The sequence below is a fragment of the Sediminihabitans luteus genome (genome assembly GCF_002797595.1).
Taxonomy (GTDB): Bacteria; Actinomycetota; Actinomycetes; order Actinomycetales; family Cellulomonadaceae; genus Paraoerskovia; species Paraoerskovia lutea.
The window spans coordinates 1,074,520-1,089,806 of sequence record NZ_PGFE01000001.1 but is presented as its reverse complement, the minus strand read 5'-3'; the positions used below and the strand labels follow the sequence as shown (position 1 = coordinate 1,089,806).

The following is a 15,287-nucleotide window of genomic DNA, read 5'->3' as shown; positions in this document are numbered from 1 at the left end:
GCGATCTGTCACGGATTCTGGCTCAGAACCGTGACGGATCGCGCGTTCGGCGGTGGGCGTGCGCCCGGGGTCAGGCGGTGAACCGCTCCGAGCGCTCCACGACCCGACCGCGGCCCCGGCCGCCGTCGGCCTCGCGGTCCCACGTGTAGACCTCGGTCCCGGTGATGAGCACGTGCTCGGCGCGCGCGGTCACGTCGAGCGGGTCGCCCGACCACACGACGACGTCGCCGTCGAGCCCTGGCGCGAGCGCACCCACGCGGTCGTCGAGGTCGAGGAACGCGGCCGGGTTGGTCGTGAGGGCCGCGAGCGCGACGTCGCGGTCGAGCCCCTCCTTGACCGCGAACGACGCCTGGTGCACCAGGAAGTTGATAGGCACCACGGGGTGGTCGGTCGTGATCGCGACCCGCACCCCGGCGCGGGCGAGCGCCCCGAGCGCCCCGATCGAGCGGTCGCGCAGCTCGACCTTGGACCGCGAGGTGAGCAGCGGGCCGAAGATCACCGGCACGTCGCGCTCGGCGAGCACGTCGGCGATCGCGGCGCCGTCGGTGCCGTGGTTGACCACGAGCCGGTACCCGAACTCGTCCGCGAGGCGCAGCGCGGTCGCGATGTCGTCGGCGCGGTGCGTGTGCTGGTCCCAGAACAGCTCGCCGTCGAGCACGCGCGCGAGCGTCTCCTTGGCCAGGTCGCGCGCGAACGGCTTGCCCTCGGCTTGCGCGGCGTCGCGTGCGGCCGCGTACGCCTGCGCCTCGACGAACGCCTCGCGGATCACCTGCGCGACGCCCATGCGGGTCGACGGTGTCTTCTTGCGGTCGCCGTACACGCGCTTCGGGTTCTCGCCGAGCGCGGACTTGACCGACACGGCCGCGCGGATCACCTGCTCGTCGACCGTGCGCCCGCCCCACGTCTTGATCGCGACGGTCTGCCCGCCGATCGGGTTGGCCGAGCCGGGCTTGACGACGGCCGTCGTGACGCCGCCCGCGAGCGCGTCGCGGAACCCCTCGTCCTCGACGTACAGGCCGTCGATCGCGCGGAACGCGGCGCCGTTCGGGTTGGTCGACTCGTTGGTGTCGTTGCCCGCCCAGCCCTCGCCCTCCTCGTGCATCCCCATGTGCGCGTGCGACTCGACGAACCCCGGGAGCACCCAGCGGCCCCCGGCGTCGAGGACGCGGACGCCGTCCGGCACCGTGACGTCCGTGCCGACGGCCGTGATCACGCCGTCCTCGATGAGGACGGTCGCGTCGTCCAGGGGTGCGGACGCGACGGGGACGACGTAGCCGTGGGTGATGGCGATGCTGCTGCGAGTGGTCATACCTCTATCCATACTCCTTCGACCTGGACGTGTGCAGGACGGCGCCGCCGCGGTCGGTCTGTCATGCTCGGCCCATGAGCCCGCGACGCGCAGCACCGCACCGACCGGCCGTGCTCGTGGCGGGCGGGATCGTCGCGGGCGGGATCGTCACCGCGGCGCTGCTCGCGGGGTGCGCGTCGACGCCGACCGTCGGCGCCTCGGCGGCGTGCGAGGCACCCAGCATCACGGTCGAGCCCCGCGCCGTGGCACCGGGGGAGTCCGTGATGATCACGGGCGAGGGGTTCATGAGCGACTGCGACGACACCCCCGACGGCGACGCGGGAGATCCCCTGCAGGGGCTCGAGGTCGTGTTCGACCACGACGGGCAGACGTACGCGGGCGGCACGGCCGACGCCGGGCCGTCGGGCACGCTGTCGATCACGGTGCCGGTGCCGCTCGACCTGCCCGCCGGGAAGGTCGACGTGAGCGTCGGGACGTCGGAGCCCGAGACGATCACGGTCTCGCCGCTCGAGACCACGGGCGGCTGACCCCCGCCGACCCCCACCGCCGACCGCGCGATCTGTCACCGTTCTGGGCCGATTCGCGTGACGGATCACGCGATCGCGGGTGGAGCGGCACCTAGAGTGGACGCCGTGCCCGCCACCCTCGACCGCCCGCTGCGCCTCGCGCGCACCGCGGTCGTCGCGACCCTCGTGCTCGCGCTGTCCGCGACGGGCCACGTGCTCGCGGGCGGCACGCTGCCGGGCGTCGTCGGTGCGGTCGCGCTCGCCGCGGTCACGCTCGCGGTCGTCGCCGCGGCCTCCCGGTGGACGACGACGGCCGCGCGGCTGGTCCTCGTCCTGGCCGTGGGGCAGGCCGGGCTGCACCGCGGGATGTCCATGCTCGGCGGGGCGGTGCCGTGCGCACCCGACGGGCTCGCGGACCCGCACGCCGCGCACGCGGGCACGGCGCTGGTCGGGAGCACTCTGGCCGGGAGCACGGCGCTGGGCGCAGGATCGCCCGTGGCCGTGTGCGCGCCGTCGCCGGTCGGCATGCTCACGCACGGCGACCCCGCGGCGATGCTCGTCGCGCACGCGGTCGCCGCGCTCGTCGCCGGGGTGCTCGTCGCCCGCGGCGAGCAGGCGGTGCGCGGCCTCGCGGCGTGGATCGCACTGCGCGTCCCGGCCGCGACCCCGCCCGGCGTCGTCCGCCCGGTGTTGCGGGCGCGGGTGCGGCAGCGGCCGCGCCTCGTGCGCGCCCGCACGGCCGTGCTCGTGCGGGGCCCGCCGCGCGCGCCCGCTCCCGCCCTCTGACCTGCCCGACGCCCGGGCACCCTGACCGAAGGATCCCGATGACCCGCCAGAACCTCCCCGCCCGCCCGGCGACCGCCCGCCGCGCCCTCGCCGGACTCGGCACGGCCGCCCTCACGGGTCTGCTCCTGCTCGCCGTGCCCGGCGCAGCGCAGGCGCACGACCAGCTCGTGGGCGCCGACCCCGCGGACGGCTCGACCCTGACCGCCGTCCCCGACGCGATCACGCTCACGTTCAACGAGGAGGTGCTCGAGGTGTCGCCCGAGATCGTCGTGACCGACGCGTCGGGCACCGCCGTGACCGACGGGACCCCCACCGTCTCGGGCATCGACGTGACGCAGGCGCTGCCCGCCGACCTCGCGAACGGCGAGTACGACGTCGCGTGGCGCGTCGTCTCGGGCGACGGGCACCCGATCGACGGCGAGCTGAGCTTCACGGTCGACGCGCCGGCCCCGGTCGCGACGCAGGAGCCGGCCGCGACCTCGGACGTCGCGACGGATCTCGCGACCGACGCCGCCTCGGACGGCGCTGCCTCGGACGACGCCGCCGCGAGCGAGGCCACCGACACCGCGCCGAGCGCGCAGGCCGTGGTCACGTCCGCCACGACCGACGACGGCGCGCCCACCGCGCTCCTGATCGGTGGCGCCGCGGTGCTCGCCGCGGCGCTGGTCACGGTGCTGCTCGTGGTGCGCCGCAACCGCGGGTTCACGGGCGGCAACGGCCCGGCGAGCGGTCAGGCCTGACCGCGAGGGCCGTCCGCACGCCCGTTCGAGGGCTCCCGACGGGCGTGAGTGACGTTTCTCGCCCAGAATCGCCGGGGAAAGCCCGTGTTCGTGCCGAAAGTCGGCGCATTCAATGGCACAGTAGTCCCCGACGCACGCGGGCAACCGCCCGCGACCGCGTGAACTGAGAGAGGAACCCCATGGCGCTCAACAAGTCCGATCTGGTTTCCGCCATCGCCGAGAAGGCCGGCCTGTCGAAGGTCGACGCCGGTGCTGCGGTCGACGCCCTCCAGGCTGTCCTGGTGGAGTCGCTCGAGCAGGGCGAGGCCGTCAAGGTCACGGGCCTGCTGTCGGTCGAGCGTGTCGAGCGTGCCGCTCGCACGGGCCGCAACCCGCGCACGGGCGAGGAGATCTCGATCCCGGCCGGCTACGGCGTGAAGGTCAGCGCGGGTTCCGTGCTGAAGAAGGCCGTCCAGAAGTGACGTCCGCGGCGCGCTGAGCGCCGCAGCGACCGCCCCGGCGGTCAGCGCACAGGGCCCGGACCACCTCGGTGGTCCGGGCCCTGTCGCGTTCGGTCCCCGTCGCGGGCGGCCCTGTCGCTTCCGGGCTGCGGTGCTGGTCAGGCCGTACGCACGACCATCTTGCCGGTGTTCTCGCCGTCGAGGAGGCCGAGGAACGCGTCGACCGTGCGGCCCACGTCGCCGACCGCGTCGACCACGGTCTCGTCGAACACGAGCTCGCCCGAGCGCACCCACGGCCCGACCTCGGCGAGGAACTCGGGCATGTGGTGCTGGTACGCGGCGAGCGTGAAGCCCGTGAGCGTGAGGCTGCGCGTCACGACGTTCGTCATGTTGTCGGGCCCGGGCTGCGGCTCGGTCGCGTTGTAGGCGGAGATCGCGCCGCACAGCGCGACCCGGCCGCCGGTGGTCATGACGTCGAGGGCGGCCTCGAGGTGGTCGCCGCCCACGTTGTCGAAGTACACGTCGATGCCGTCGGGCGCGGCGTCGGGCAGCTGGCTGCGGATCGGCGCGGCCCGGTAGTCGATGCCCGCGTCGAACCCGTACCGCTCGACGAGCGCCGCGACCTTCTCGGGCGTGCCCGCGCTGCCGACGACGCGGCTCGCGCCCTTGAGGCGGGCGATCTGCCCGGCGGCCGAGCCGACCGCACCCGCGGCACCCGAGACGAGCACGGCGTCGCCCTCGCGGAACCGCGCGATCTGCGTGAGCCCGACCCACGCCGTCAGACCGGTCATGCCGAGAATCCCGAGGAACGCGGACGTCGGGACGCCCGGCACCTCCTCGACGACGCGGACGGCGGCCGCGTCGAGCTGGGCGACGTCGCGCCACCCGTCGCCGTGCAGCACGACGTCACCGACGGCGACGTCGTCGGCCTCGGACGCGACGACGCGGCCCACGGCCGCGCCGACGAGGGGCTCGCCCAGGGCGAACGGCGGGACGTACGACTTCACGTCGTTCATGCGGCCGCGCATGTACGGGTCGACCGAGCAGAACTCGTTGACGACGCGCACCTGGCCGGTCGCGAGAGGGGGGAGGTCGACGGTCTCGACCTGGAAGTCCGCGTGCGTGGGCCGGCCGGTGGGCCGTGCGTTCAGCAGCACGCGCGTGCTCTGCGTGGGGATGTCCATGCATCGAGCGTCGCACGACGCGCGGTTGCTCGCGGCTGGTCCGCGGGGGTCCGGGGTGTGGCCTCGGCGACAGGGTCGGCGGACGACAGGGTCGGCGGGCGACGGGCCCGGCGGGCGACGGGCCCGACGGACGACAGGCCCGACGGACGACAGGGCTACAGGTCGTTGACCTTTTGCAGGTACCGCATCGCGACCCACCCGATCGGGATGCGCGCCCAGTAGGTCGCGACGCGGAACACGACGGTCGCCGAGAGTGCGACGCCCGCCGGGACGCCTGCGGCGGTCAGACCACCCGTGAGCGCGAGCTCGATCGTGCCGATGCCGCCCGGCGTCGGCACGAGCGCGCCCGCCGTGTTGCCCACGAGGTAGATGATCGACACGTCGACGAGCGTGAGGTCGACGTTGAACGCCTGGAGCGCCGCGTCGAACGCGAGCACGTAGCTCAGCGCCTGGATGACGTTGCCGAGCATGCCGAACGCGAGCCGCTTGGGCTGGCCCAGGATCGCGCTCAGTGCGGGCCAGACCTGCCGGAGCGTCGGGCGGATCTTGCGCAGCACCCACACCCGGACCCCGGGGATCAGCAGGGTAGCGACGACGAGCAGCGCGACGCCGCCGATCGCGAGCAGGACCGTGGTCGACGGCAGCTCGACGAGCCCGTCGCCCTTGCCCGTGGTGACCATGAGCAGCAGCAGCATCGCGATTGTCACGACGAACTGGCTGAGCTGGATCACCGCGACGGTCGCGACCGACAGCGACATCGTGACCCCGCGCCGGGTGAGCATCCGCAGGTCGAGGGCCGCCGCACCGACGCCCGCCGGCGCGGCGAGCGCGACGAACGACGCGGCCGCCTGCTTGGCGATGGCCCGGAACATCGGCAGCCGCACGGGCGCGAACGCGACGAGCGTGAACGCCGCGCCGAGCCACGTGAACAGGCCGAGCACGAACGACGCGACCGCCCACCACGGGTTCGCCTCGCTCACGGCCGAGGCGATCTGGTCGAAGTTGAACGTCGTGACCACGACGACGACCACGACGATCGTGAGGGTCAGCGTGACGATGCGCCGGGTGCCGAACCGCTCGATCTGCTCGGGCTCGATCACCGCCTCGGGCAGCCGTTCGACGAGCGCCGAGCGCAGGTCCTTGAGCAGCGACTTGTCGCGCCGGATCTCGTCGCGCGTCGTGCGCGGCAGCGCGACCGGCTGCAGGAGCGGGCCGATCGCGGCGATGTCGTCGTCCGGCAGCACCTCGACCGCCGAGGCGACCGCGCGCGGCGCGCCCACGCGCAGCGCGAGCAGCGCGACCATCTGCGTCAGGTCCATGCGCCGCGCGAGCTCGCTCGACGCGATGTCGCCCTGGTCCCAGCCCGTGATCCACACCTCGGGGGCGCTCGCGGTCGACTCGCCGACGAGCAGGACGTCTGAGGTGAGCGCGCGGTGCGCGAGCCCGGCGGAGTGCGCGGTCCGCAGCTGGCGCCACACCTCGGCGAGCACCTCGTCGGTGAGCCGCTCGGCGGGCAGGTCGCGCAGGGAGACCGCCCCGGCCGAGTGCTCCTGGACGAGCACCATCGAGTCGGCGGCCTCCCCGATGCCGAGCAGCCGCGGCGTGCGGACGCCGGCCGCGGTGGCCGCGTACGAGAGCAGGGCGTTGCGCTCGGCGACCGAGCGCAGGTTGATCGTGTTGCGCCCCTCGACGCCGCGCAGGCGCAGCGCGCGCCACAGGCGGGTCAGGAACCCGACGACCACGCGGTCGCCGTCGAGCACGACGACGTCGCGCCGCACCCCGTACGGCGTGAACATCGCGTAGACCCGGGAGTCGCCCGCCCGGCTCAGGGCGATGGCCGCGGCGTCGGACGACGTCGTGTCGGCCGGGTCGTCGCGGCGGTCGGCGGGCAGGAGGTCGGGGGCGATCGAGGCGTCCTCGGTCACCGACACGAGGTGCTCGGCGCCGTCGCGGTGCACGGGGTCGACGTGCAGCGCGGCGACGACCTCGCCGTCGGCCGCGACGTCCGAGATCGGGTCGGTCTCCGCGACCGCGCGCTCCGCGTCGTCCGACAGGTCGCGCACGCGCACGACCACGGACGGCGTGAAGCCGGCCCGGCGGATCGCGGTCACGAGGTCGCCGTCGAACGCGCGCTCGGAGCGCACGCCCGAGACGTAGCGCACGGTGTACCCGGCGACGCGACCGACGAGCAGCGCGACGAACACGCCGGGCAACGAGACCGTGTTCGTGATGATGAGGACGAAGAACGTGAAGAACAGCAGGTTCCAGGACCACGCGACCGTGCGGCGTCGGGTGCGCGGGCCCGCGACGGTGAGCAGCGCCGCGACCGCCGCGGGGTAGACGGGCAGCGCGAGCGCGGCGGCGGTGCCGTAGCCGACCGAGAGGCCGTCGACGAGCGAGTCGGATCCCCACCAGATCACGGCCGCGGCCACGAGGGCGCCGAGCACGAACGCGAGCGCCGCCGCGCTGATGGCCTCGATGATCTGCCGGCCGAGTCGGCGGATCCCGAGCTCGATCAGCACGGCCGCGGGCGCGAACACCGTGACCAGGAGCTGGAGCACCGCGACGGGGATCACGAGCACCTGCGCGAGGAGCTGCGAGAACCCGCGCACGTCCTCCGTCACGCCGACGGTCGTGCCGTGCGCGTACACCGAGGCGAGCAGCACCACGACCACGCCGAGCGCGGCGAGCACGATGGCGAGCAGGTCGGACGGGTGCCGCATGCGCGCCTCGGCCGTGTCGACGACGCGGACCAGGCCTTCGTCGTCCGGGCGGGCTGGCTCGGGGTCGGGCTCGTGCACGCGCGCGGCGAACAAGGGCACGTCCGTGCCCGGCGGCGGCGCGGGCACGATCGCCCCGGCGCCGTCGACCACGCCGGAGGCAGGCTCGCGCGGGGACATGCGGCGAGTCTAGGCCGCGCACGGCCCGTCCACCGGGCGTCGGGGCGGCGTGTGAGACGCACGGCACGTCACGGTTCGGACACGGGCTCGTGCGGGTCGGGCGCTCCGGGCGCTGGCCGCGCGACCCGCGGTCCGTCCTGCCAAGGTGGGAGGACGGCGCCCGGTGGCGTCGGACCCGCGACGACAGGACGGTGGCGACGATGGCACGCGAACGAGGGCACTCCCCGGCGGCCGACCCCGCACCGACGCCGCGCGCGTTCCGGCGCGTGTGGTGGATGCCCGTGCTGCGCGGGCTCGTGCTCGTGGTGCTCGGGCTCGTGCTGCTGCTCGACCCGTTCCAGACCCTCGACGCGGTGCCGTGGATCCTCGGCGGGTTCCTGCTCGTCGACGGGCTGCTGCTCGCGCTCCAGGGTGCGGTGCAGCGCAAGCAGCTCGGCTCGGTGTGGTGGCTCGTGCAGGCCGCGGTCGACGTCGTGTTCGCCGCGACGTTCGTGCTGTGGCCCTCGATCACGCCCACCGCGATCTACTACGTCGCGGTGTGCTGGATCCTCGTGCTCGGCATCACGGCGATCGTGGGGGCCGCGTTCCTGGGTCGCAACCGTGACCTCGCCGCGTCGTGGATGCTCGTGCTCGGCGTCGTGTCGACCGTGTTCGGGCTGACGCTCCTGACGCAGCGGCTCGCCGACTCGGGCCTCGTGTTCGTGTGCGTCGTCGTGAGCCTGTACGCCGTGGTCATGGGCGCGATCCTCGTGGTCTCGGGCTTCGCGGTCCGTTCGATCGCGGTCGAGCTGCGCGACCTGCGCGCGCAGGCCGAGGCCGCGGGCGTCGTCGTGACCGGCGGGTCCGTGCTCGGGGCGGCGGCCGACGCGCCCGTGGTCGAGCAGCCGAGGGTCGCGGCGGCGCCGGACCGGAAGGTGACCCCGGAGCCGACGCCCGTCGAGGAGGTGCGGACGACGGACGCTCCCGGTCCGGCACGGACCACCGCTCCGGACGGGTCGAGCACCGGTCCTTTGACCGACCCGACCTCCGGCCCGACGCCCGACGCCGGATCGACGACGGAACCGGGCCCCGCGCCGTCCGGCAGCGAGCCCGGGCGCGGTCCGGGCGCCTGACGGCTCAGAGCCCGAGCCAGTCCTTCGCGCCCTCGGGCAGCAGCGCGTACCCGACGAACGCGACCACGTCGAGGAGCGTGTGCGCGACGACGAGCGGCAGCACGCGGCGTCGTCCCCAGCGCGAGGTGTAGAACCACGAGAAGACGACGCCCATGACGACGTTGCCGATCGCGGGGCCGATGCCCTGGTACAGGTGGTACGAGCCGCGAAGCAGCGAGCTCGCGACGACGAACCTCACGCGCGACCAGCGCAGGTCGGTGAGCCGCTCGTACAGGTAGCCGACGACGATCACCTCCTCGAGCAGCGCGTTCTGGAGGGCCGAGAGGATCAGCACGGGCACGGTCCACCAGTACGCGTCGAGCCCCGACGCCTGGACCTCGACCGTGATGCCGATCGCGCGCCCGAGCAGGTAGAAGCCGAGCCCCGGGATGCCGATCGCCGCCGCGAGGGCGAACCCCCACGCGATGTCGCGCCCCGGGCGGCTCGCGTCGAGGCCGAGCGCGGCGCGCACCGAACGCCCACGGCCCGCGAGCAGGTACAGCGCGAGCGCGACGGGCACGAGCGCGAAACCGATGCCGAGCAGCTGGTACGTCAGGTCGAGGTACGGGCGCGGCGAGCGCGTCGGGTTGAGCTGGGTCGACTGCTCGGCGAGCGGCGTCTGTGCCGAGAGCCGGGCGACGATGTTCACGAGCGCGTACACCGCCGACTGCCCGAGGCTCAGCCCGAGGACGATCCAGATCTCCGCGGTGACGCGGCGGCGGGGCTCGCCCGTGAGCGTCCCCGGGCGCGACCCGGGCGCCCGCCCGACGGCGGGCACGGGACCGGGGGAGGGGGCGTCGTCGGGCACCACCCGGTTATAGCACCGGGGCCTCGGACGCCGCTGGGCGGGCCTCTCACGAGATCCGCACAAGTCCGCCCGAGATCGGTCCCCGCGCACCCAGGAGGTGTCCGGATCGGGTACCTAGCCTTGGCCCGTGACCACCGTGCAGCGACCCCCGCAGCCGGCGCGCCCCACGGGCACGCCGGACCCGGTCGCGCCCGCGGACGACGACAAGGGCACGCCCGAGCCGCCACGGCTCAGCGGGATCCAGATCACCGCGAGCGCGCTCGCGGCGGTCAGCTCGACCCTCGCGCTGTCGTACCTCGGGGTCGCGGGCACGATCATCGGTGCCGGCATCGCGTCGGTGCTGACCGTGCTGGGCAACTACTTCTACACGCGCTCGATCCTGCGCGCGCACCGCACCGTCAAGGCCGTGCGGCCCGTGCGCGTCACGGGTGCGCGCCGGGCGGGCGGCACGACCGTGCTCGACGTCGCGGTCGACGCGGCGCTCACGGGCCAGGCCGACGGGTCGGTCGAGACCGTCAGGATCGACGGCGTGACGGTCGAGACCGCGGACTTCTCGACCTCGCCGACCGCGGTCCAGGGCGTGCTGCCGGGCCTCGACGACCTCGACCTCGCGGCGGCGTCGGACGGCGCGGGCGGCGTCGGTCCCGCGGGCGCAGCGGGCCGGGGGGCCGACGGTGCGGACGGCGCGGAGGGTGCCGACGGTGCGGACGGCGTGGGGGATCCCGAGGACGGCGCGCCGCGCCGGCGCACGCGACGCCGGCTCGTCGTCGCCTGTCTCGCGGTGTTCGGCGTGATCCTCGCGGGCATCACGGCCTTCGAGATGGTCGTCGGCAAGCCGCTCACCGACGTGCTGAACGGCACCGAGGGCTCGGGGTCGAGCATCTCGCACGTCGTGAACCGCAGCGCGTCGGTCGACGAGACGCCGATCGACGACGCCCCGGCCGGCGAGGTGCCCGCCGACGAGGCTCCTGCCGACGAGGCCCCGGCCGGCGACGACCCGGCCGTCGAGGACGGCTCGGGCACCGGGACGGACGGGACCGGGACGGACACGGGCACCGACGGCACCGGAACGGACGGCACTGACACGGGCACGGACACCGGCACCGACGGCTCCGGAACTGACGGCACCGGGACGGACACGGGCACGGACACCGGCACCGACGGCACCGGCACCGACACGGGCACCGACGGCTCGGGCACCGGGACCGACACGGGCACCGACGGTTCCGGTGCGGAGACCGGGACCGACGGTTCGGGCTCCGGCGACGTCGAGCAGGACGGCGCCGGGCCGACACCCGCGCCGTCGAGCACGGGCTCGCCGAGCGCGGCGGCCACGGGCGTCCTCGCCGCCCCCTGACGAGCACCCGCGAGCGGGAGCTCGGCGAGCGCGCCACGGACGAGCGCGCCCGGAGCGTGCCCTTGACGATCGTGCCGGCCCGACGGCGTGCCCGGCCCCGCGCCGTCCGACGCGTGCCCGGCTTGACGACCCGCCCGGCCCCGCGCCGTCCGACGCGTGCCCGGCTTGACGACCCGCCCGGCCCCGCGCCGTCCGACGACCGGGCTCAGGCGTGCGCGTGCAGGCGGACGCCGGCCGCGACGTCCGACCCCCGGCGCTCGCGGCCGAGGGGAGCGTGGCCCCGCCCGGCGAGCCAGCCCACGAGGCGGTCGGGGCGGTCGGTGATGATCGCGTCGACGCCCTGCTCGACGGCCCACGCCCACTCGTCGGGCTCGTCGAGCGTCCACACCATGACCTGGATGCCGGCGGCGTGCAGGTCGTCGAGCAGCCGGGGCTGCTGCGCGAGCAGGATCCCGTGCGGGTTGCAGGCGTGGACGCCGAGGCTCGCGCACGCCGAGCCGAGGTCGGCGGGAACGTCGGCGAGCAGCAGGCCGCGGCGGACGGCGGGCGCGGCGTCCCGCAGCGCGGCGACGGTCGCGCGCGAGAAGCTCTGCGCCACGACGCGCGAGGTGAGCCCCGCGACGGCGAGCGGCCCGGCGACGAGCCGCACCTCGCTCGGGGTCCACTCGCCCTTGAGCTCGACGAGCAGCCGCAGGCCGGGCCGGTCGGCGAGGAACGCGACGACCTCGGCGAACGTCGGCACGCGCTGACCGGCGTAGGCGCTCGCGAAGGAGGTGCCCGCGTCGAGCGAGCGCACGGCGCGGCGGTCGAGCACGGTGACGCGGCCCGAGCCGTCGGTCGTGGCGTCGACGGTCGCGTCGTGGATCACGACGACCTCGCCGTCGCGCGTGAGCCGCAGGTCGAGCTCGATCATGTCGGCCCCGGCCCGCCAGGCGGACTCGAAGGCGGCGAGGGTGTTCTGGGGAGCAACGGACGAGTTGCCCCGGTGGGCGACGACGGCGGTCACGGTGCGGCTCCTTGGGTGAGGTCGCGCGCCGGCCCCTGGCGAGGCCGGGCGAGCACACCGTAGGCAGCGCGCGCCCTGCGGGGGAGGGGTCGCGGGGGGTTCGGGAGGAGTGTTCGGCGAAGGTTCACCGGGCGACCCCCGGGCGGACGGCGGGCGGCCGCCCCTTGCGCGGTGAGCGCCACGGTGGTCTACTTGCAAAGTAGTTTGCAGCGCAAAGTTACCCGCCGACGACGGCGGGCGACCGCGATCCGAGGGGGAACGCACGATGATCGACGACGCACGACGCACGACGGGCGACGGGACCGGCCCGGCGCCGCAGGACGACGCCGCGCTCGACCCGGCCGAGAGCCTGCGGCTCATCCGCGCGCAGCAGGACCGCGCGCGCGACCTCACCCCGGACGGCCGCGTCGTCTACGGCACCTGGGGCGTCGCGTGGCTCGTCGGCTACGGCGCGCTGTGGTTCAGCGTCGACAACGCCGACTCGGCCGCCGGGGCGTGGGCCTTTGTCCTGTTCGGCACGCTCGTGCTCGCGGCCATCGCGACGACCGTCGTGCACACCACGCGCCGCAGCCGGGGGATTGCCGGGCCGAGCGCGCAGGTCGGCACCCTGTACGGGATCGCCTGGGGGATCGCGTTCACCGCGATGTCGGTCACGCTCGGCGGCCTCGCCACGGCCGGCGCGAGCCCCGACGTCGTGGGCCTCGCGGCCAACGCGATGTCGTGCCTCGTGGTCGGCATGCTCTACTTCCTGACCGCCCTCGTCTGGGGCGACCGCCGCGTCTACGTGCTCGGCGCATGGATCCTGCTCGTCGGCGCGGTCTCGCCCTACGTCGGCTACCCCGGCAGCTACCTCCTGCTCGCGACCGCCGCCGGCGGCGGGTTCCTCGTCATGGCTGGCGCCGAGGTGCGCGCCGCCCGGCGCCGGGCGGCGACCGGTGGCTGAGCCCGGCGGCCCGGGCCTCGACCCGGTCATCCACGCCGCGTCCCGGCTGCGCGTCGTCGCGACCCTCGCGGCGCTCGTCCCGGGCGACAAACTCTCGTTCCCGCGGCTGCAGACGCTGCTCGACATGACGGCGGGCAACCTCTCGACGCACCTGCGCAAGCTCGAGGACGCCGGCTACGTCGTCGTCCACAAGACCCACGAGGGGCGGACCCCCGCCACCTACGTCGAGCTCACGGCCCGAGGTCGTCGTGCGTTCGAGCAGTACACCGAGACCATCACCGCACTCCTGGGAGGGGCAGGACGATGACCGAGGGACCAGGTGGGGCAGCAGCCCGCCGGGCCGGACCGACGCTGGTCGAGGTCGACCGCGTGACCAAGCGGTTCGGCGACGTCACGGCGCTCGACGACGTGTCGCTGAGCGTCGGGCCGGGCGAGCTCGTCGGCATGCTCGGGCCGAACGGGGCGGGCAAGTCGACGCTCCTGTCGCTCGTGTCCGGGCAGCGCCGACCCGACGCCGGGACCGTGCGCCTGGGCGGCGGCGACCCGCGCGACGCCGCGAGCCGCGTGCCGCTCGGTCTCACCCCGCAGGAGACCGGGCTGCCGCCGACGCTGCGCGTCGGGGAGGTCGTCGAGTTCGTCGGCCGGCACTACCCGTCGCGCGTGCCCACCGCCGAGCTGCTCGACCGGTTCGGCCTCGCCGACCTCGCGAAGCGGCAGACCGGGTCGCTCTCGGGCGGCCAGAAGCGTCGCCTCGCCGTCGCGCTGTCGCTCGTCGGCCGGCCGCGCGTCGTCCTGCTCGACGAGCCGACGACAGGGCTCGACGTCGGGGCGCGCCAGGCGCTGTGGGCCGCGATCCGCGAATACCACGCGGACGGCGGCACGGTGCTCCTGACGAGCCACTACCTCGAGGAGGTGCAGGAGCTCGCGCAACGCGTCGTCGTGATCGACCGCGGGGTCGTGCGCGCCGACGCCCCGCTCGAGACCGCCCTCGCGCAGGTCGCGCTGCGGCGCGTCCTGGTGCGCAGCGACGCCCCGCTCGACGCCCTGCCCGGGGTCGTGCGGGCCGAGCGCGTCGCCGACCCCGGCACCGCGGGCGACCCCCGGTGGGAGCTCTACACCCCCGACGCCGACGCGCTCGTGCGCGAGCTCGTGACCTCCGGCACGCCGTTCCACGGCCTCGAGATCCGCGGGGCGTCGCTCGAGGAGGCGTTCGAGCAGATGGTCGCGCACGACGCCGTCCGGACCGACGAGAGGAGCGCCCGATGAGCGCCGCCACGACCACGGCCGCCCGCCCGGGCGTGCTCACGCTCTGCCTGCTGCACGTCCGGTTCCAGTTCCTCGAGACCGTGCGCGTGCCCATCGCCGTGATCGGCAACCTCGTGTTCCCGGCGCTCGCGATGTTCTTCTTCGTGGTGCCGCAGGACGCCGTCGCGGGCGACCCGCTGCAGTCGACCGTCGCGGTCGCGTCCCTGAGCCTGTTCGCGGTGTGCTCCGCGTGCCTGTTCAGCTACGGGGTCGGTGTCGCGGAGGACCGGCAGCAGCCGTTCGACCCGTTCGTGCGGGCCCTGCCCGCGGGACCGCTGCCGCGCATGGTCGGGCGGATCGTCAACGGCATGATCTTCTCGCTGTTCGGCGTGGTGCCGGTCGTGCTCATCGGGTGGCTGTTCACCGCCGCCGCGCCGAGCGCGATCCAGCTCCTGGTCGGGGTCGTGACGCTCGTCGTCGTCGCCGTCCCGTTCACGCTGCTCGGCCTCGCCGTCGGGTACTCGCTCCCCGCCAAGGCCGCGCTGCCCGTGGTCCAGGTGATCCTGTTCCCGCTCGCGTTCGCCGGCGGGCTGTTCCTGCCGCCGTTCCTGTTCCCTGCGTGGCTCGACACGGTCTCGGAGCTCACCCCCACCCGGGCCGCGCGCGACGTGCTCGTGCAGACCCTCACGGGCGAGCCCGCCTACGCGTACGCGTGGGTCGTGCTGATCGGCTGGGCGGCGGTGTTCGCGGCTCTCGCCGTGGCGGCGTACCGGCGTGACGAGGGCCGCCGGTTCCGCTGACGGCCCCGCCCCCTCTGCGCCTCCCCTTTTTCGCGCCGAACCGGCGATCGTGGTCGATCTCGAGCCTCGGACCGACAACGATCGCCGGTTCGGCGGTGCAGGATCGCCGGGT

Annotated in this window: 15 protein-coding genes; 10 read left to right on the top strand and 5 right to left on the bottom strand. The window is 74.8% G+C overall.

Going from position 1 to position 15,287, the window contains the following annotated elements:
* Positions 1-70: 70 nt before the first annotated feature.
* Positions 71-1,309, bottom strand: a complete 1,239-nt coding sequence (locus CLV28_RS05055; RefSeq protein WP_100422104.1) for an amidohydrolase — start codon at positions 1,307-1,309, stop codon at positions 71-73.
* Between the two features lie 74 nt (positions 1,310-1,383).
* Here CLV28_RS05055 and CLV28_RS05050 point away from each other — a divergent pair, with 74 nt between their 5' ends.
* The 4 genes from CLV28_RS05050 to CLV28_RS05035 all read left to right on the top strand — a co-directional run bounded on the left by CLV28_RS05050 (position 1,384) and on the right by CLV28_RS05035 (position 3,802).
* Complete coding sequence (locus CLV28_RS05050; protein WP_157802506.1) at positions 1,384-1,836, top strand: hypothetical protein; 453 nt, start codon at positions 1,384-1,386, stop codon at positions 1,834-1,836.
* A gap of 105 nt (positions 1,837-1,941) precedes the next feature.
* The gene (locus CLV28_RS05045) at positions 1,942-2,601 is read left to right on the top strand and encodes a hypothetical protein (RefSeq protein WP_157802505.1); all 660 of its coding nucleotides are present in this window, start codon (positions 1,942-1,944) and stop codon (positions 2,599-2,601) included.
* 38 nt (positions 2,602-2,639) lie between these two features.
* A complete protein-coding gene (locus CLV28_RS05040; protein WP_100422101.1) occupies positions 2,640-3,341 on the top strand; it encodes a copper resistance CopC family protein in 702 nt (233 codons plus the stop codon).
* Positions 3,342-3,520: 179 nt separating this feature from the next.
* Entirely contained in the window at positions 3,521-3,802 is a 282-nt protein-coding gene (locus CLV28_RS05035; RefSeq protein ID WP_100422100.1) for an HU family DNA-binding protein, read from the top strand.
* Positions 3,803-3,939: 137 nt separating this feature from the next.
* On the opposite strand, the gene CLV28_RS05030 is transcribed toward CLV28_RS05035, so the two are convergent.
* Together CLV28_RS05030 and CLV28_RS05025 are read right to left on the bottom strand one after the other, a co-directional pair.
* Positions 3,940-4,965 (bottom strand): NADP-dependent oxidoreductase, encoded by a 1,026-nt coding sequence (locus CLV28_RS05030; RefSeq protein WP_100422099.1) that lies wholly within the window; start codon positions 4,963-4,965, stop codon positions 3,940-3,942.
* A gap of 155 nt (positions 4,966-5,120) precedes the next feature.
* Positions 5,121-7,865: a lysylphosphatidylglycerol synthase transmembrane domain-containing protein gene (locus CLV28_RS05025; RefSeq protein ID WP_239073299.1), complete on the bottom strand. Its 2,745-nt coding sequence runs from the start codon at positions 7,863-7,865 to the stop codon at positions 5,121-5,123.
* 200 nt (positions 7,866-8,065) lie between these two features.
* Between CLV28_RS05025 and CLV28_RS05020 the strand changes: the two genes are divergently transcribed.
* On the top strand, positions 8,066-8,977 hold the full coding sequence (locus CLV28_RS05020) for an HdeD family acid-resistance protein (protein ID WP_157802504.1): 912 nt from the start codon (positions 8,066-8,068) through the stop codon (positions 8,975-8,977).
* Between the two features lie 4 nt (positions 8,978-8,981).
* Here CLV28_RS05020 and CLV28_RS05015 read toward each other — a convergent pair whose 3' ends face one another.
* The gene (locus CLV28_RS05015) at positions 8,982-9,794 is read right to left on the bottom strand and encodes a CPBP family intramembrane glutamic endopeptidase (RefSeq protein WP_100422426.1); all 813 of its coding nucleotides are present in this window, start codon (positions 9,792-9,794) and stop codon (positions 8,982-8,984) included.
* 157 nt (positions 9,795-9,951) lie between these two features.
* On the opposite strand from CLV28_RS05015, the gene CLV28_RS15415 reads away from it, so the two are divergent.
* Positions 9,952-11,181, top strand: coding sequence for a hypothetical protein (locus CLV28_RS15415; RefSeq protein ID WP_157802503.1), 1,230 nt, complete (start codon positions 9,952-9,954; stop codon positions 11,179-11,181).
* 205 nt (positions 11,182-11,386) lie between these two features.
* Here the strand turns inward: CLV28_RS15415 and CLV28_RS05005 are convergent, their stop codons facing one another.
* Complete coding sequence (locus CLV28_RS05005) at positions 11,387-12,187, bottom strand: glycerophosphodiester phosphodiesterase (protein ID WP_239073316.1); 801 nt, start codon at positions 12,185-12,187, stop codon at positions 11,387-11,389.
* Positions 12,188-12,452: 265 nt separating this feature from the next.
* Between CLV28_RS05005 and CLV28_RS15410 the strand changes: the two genes are divergently transcribed.
* From CLV28_RS15410 to CLV28_RS04985, 4 genes are read left to right on the top strand one after another with little or no spacing between them, the layout of a single operon-like run.
* Positions 12,453-13,130, top strand: coding sequence for a hypothetical protein (locus CLV28_RS15410; RefSeq protein ID WP_157802502.1), 678 nt, complete (start codon positions 12,453-12,455; stop codon positions 13,128-13,130).
* The gene (locus CLV28_RS04995) at positions 13,123-13,437 is read left to right on the top strand and encodes a transcriptional regulator (RefSeq protein ID WP_100422095.1); all 315 of its coding nucleotides are present in this window, start codon (positions 13,123-13,125) and stop codon (positions 13,435-13,437) included. The genes CLV28_RS15410 and CLV28_RS04995 overlap by 8 nt, the downstream gene beginning before the upstream one ends.
* Positions 13,434-14,396: an ABC transporter ATP-binding protein gene (locus CLV28_RS04990; protein WP_100422094.1), complete on the top strand. Its 963-nt coding sequence runs from the start codon at positions 13,434-13,436 to the stop codon at positions 14,394-14,396. Before CLV28_RS04995 ends, CLV28_RS04990 begins: the two co-directional genes overlap by 4 nt.
* Complete coding sequence (locus CLV28_RS04985) at positions 14,393-15,175, top strand: ABC transporter permease (RefSeq protein ID WP_100422093.1); 783 nt, start codon at positions 14,393-14,395, stop codon at positions 15,173-15,175. The genes CLV28_RS04990 and CLV28_RS04985 overlap by 4 nt, the downstream gene beginning before the upstream one ends.
* Positions 15,176-15,287 lie beyond the last annotated feature (112 nt).

What these genes read in the sequence shown, in the direction of transcription:
- CLV28_RS05035 (WP_100422100.1), top strand. Translation starts at nt 3,521, where the DNA reads ATGGCGCTCAACAAGTCCGATCTGGTTTCCGCCATCGCCGAGAAGGCC.
- CLV28_RS05055 (WP_100422104.1), bottom strand. Translation starts at nt 1,309, where the DNA reads ATGACCACTCGCAGCAGCATCGCCATCACCCACGGCTACGTCGTCCCC.
- CLV28_RS04985 (WP_100422093.1), top strand. Translation starts at nt 14,393, where the DNA reads ATGAGCGCCGCCACGACCACGGCCGCCCGCCCGGGCGTGCTCACGCTC.
- CLV28_RS15410 (WP_157802502.1), top strand. Translation starts at nt 12,453, where the DNA reads ATGATCGACGACGCACGACGCACGACGGGCGACGGGACCGGCCCGGCG.
- CLV28_RS05030 (WP_100422099.1), bottom strand. Translation starts at nt 4,965, where the DNA reads ATGGACATCCCCACGCAGAGCACGCGCGTGCTGCTGAACGCACGGCCC.
- CLV28_RS05020 (WP_157802504.1), top strand. Translation starts at nt 8,066, where the DNA reads ATGGCACGCGAACGAGGGCACTCCCCGGCGGCCGACCCCGCACCGACG.
- CLV28_RS05050 (WP_157802506.1), top strand. Translation starts at nt 1,384, where the DNA reads ATGAGCCCGCGACGCGCAGCACCGCACCGACCGGCCGTGCTCGTGGCG.
- CLV28_RS05025 (WP_239073299.1), bottom strand. Translation starts at nt 7,865, where the DNA reads ATGTCCCCGCGCGAGCCTGCCTCCGGCGTGGTCGACGGCGCCGGGGCG.
- CLV28_RS04990 (WP_100422094.1), top strand. Translation starts at nt 13,434, where the DNA reads ATGACCGAGGGACCAGGTGGGGCAGCAGCCCGCCGGGCCGGACCGACG.
- CLV28_RS05040 (WP_100422101.1), top strand. Translation starts at nt 2,640, where the DNA reads ATGACCCGCCAGAACCTCCCCGCCCGCCCGGCGACCGCCCGCCGCGCC.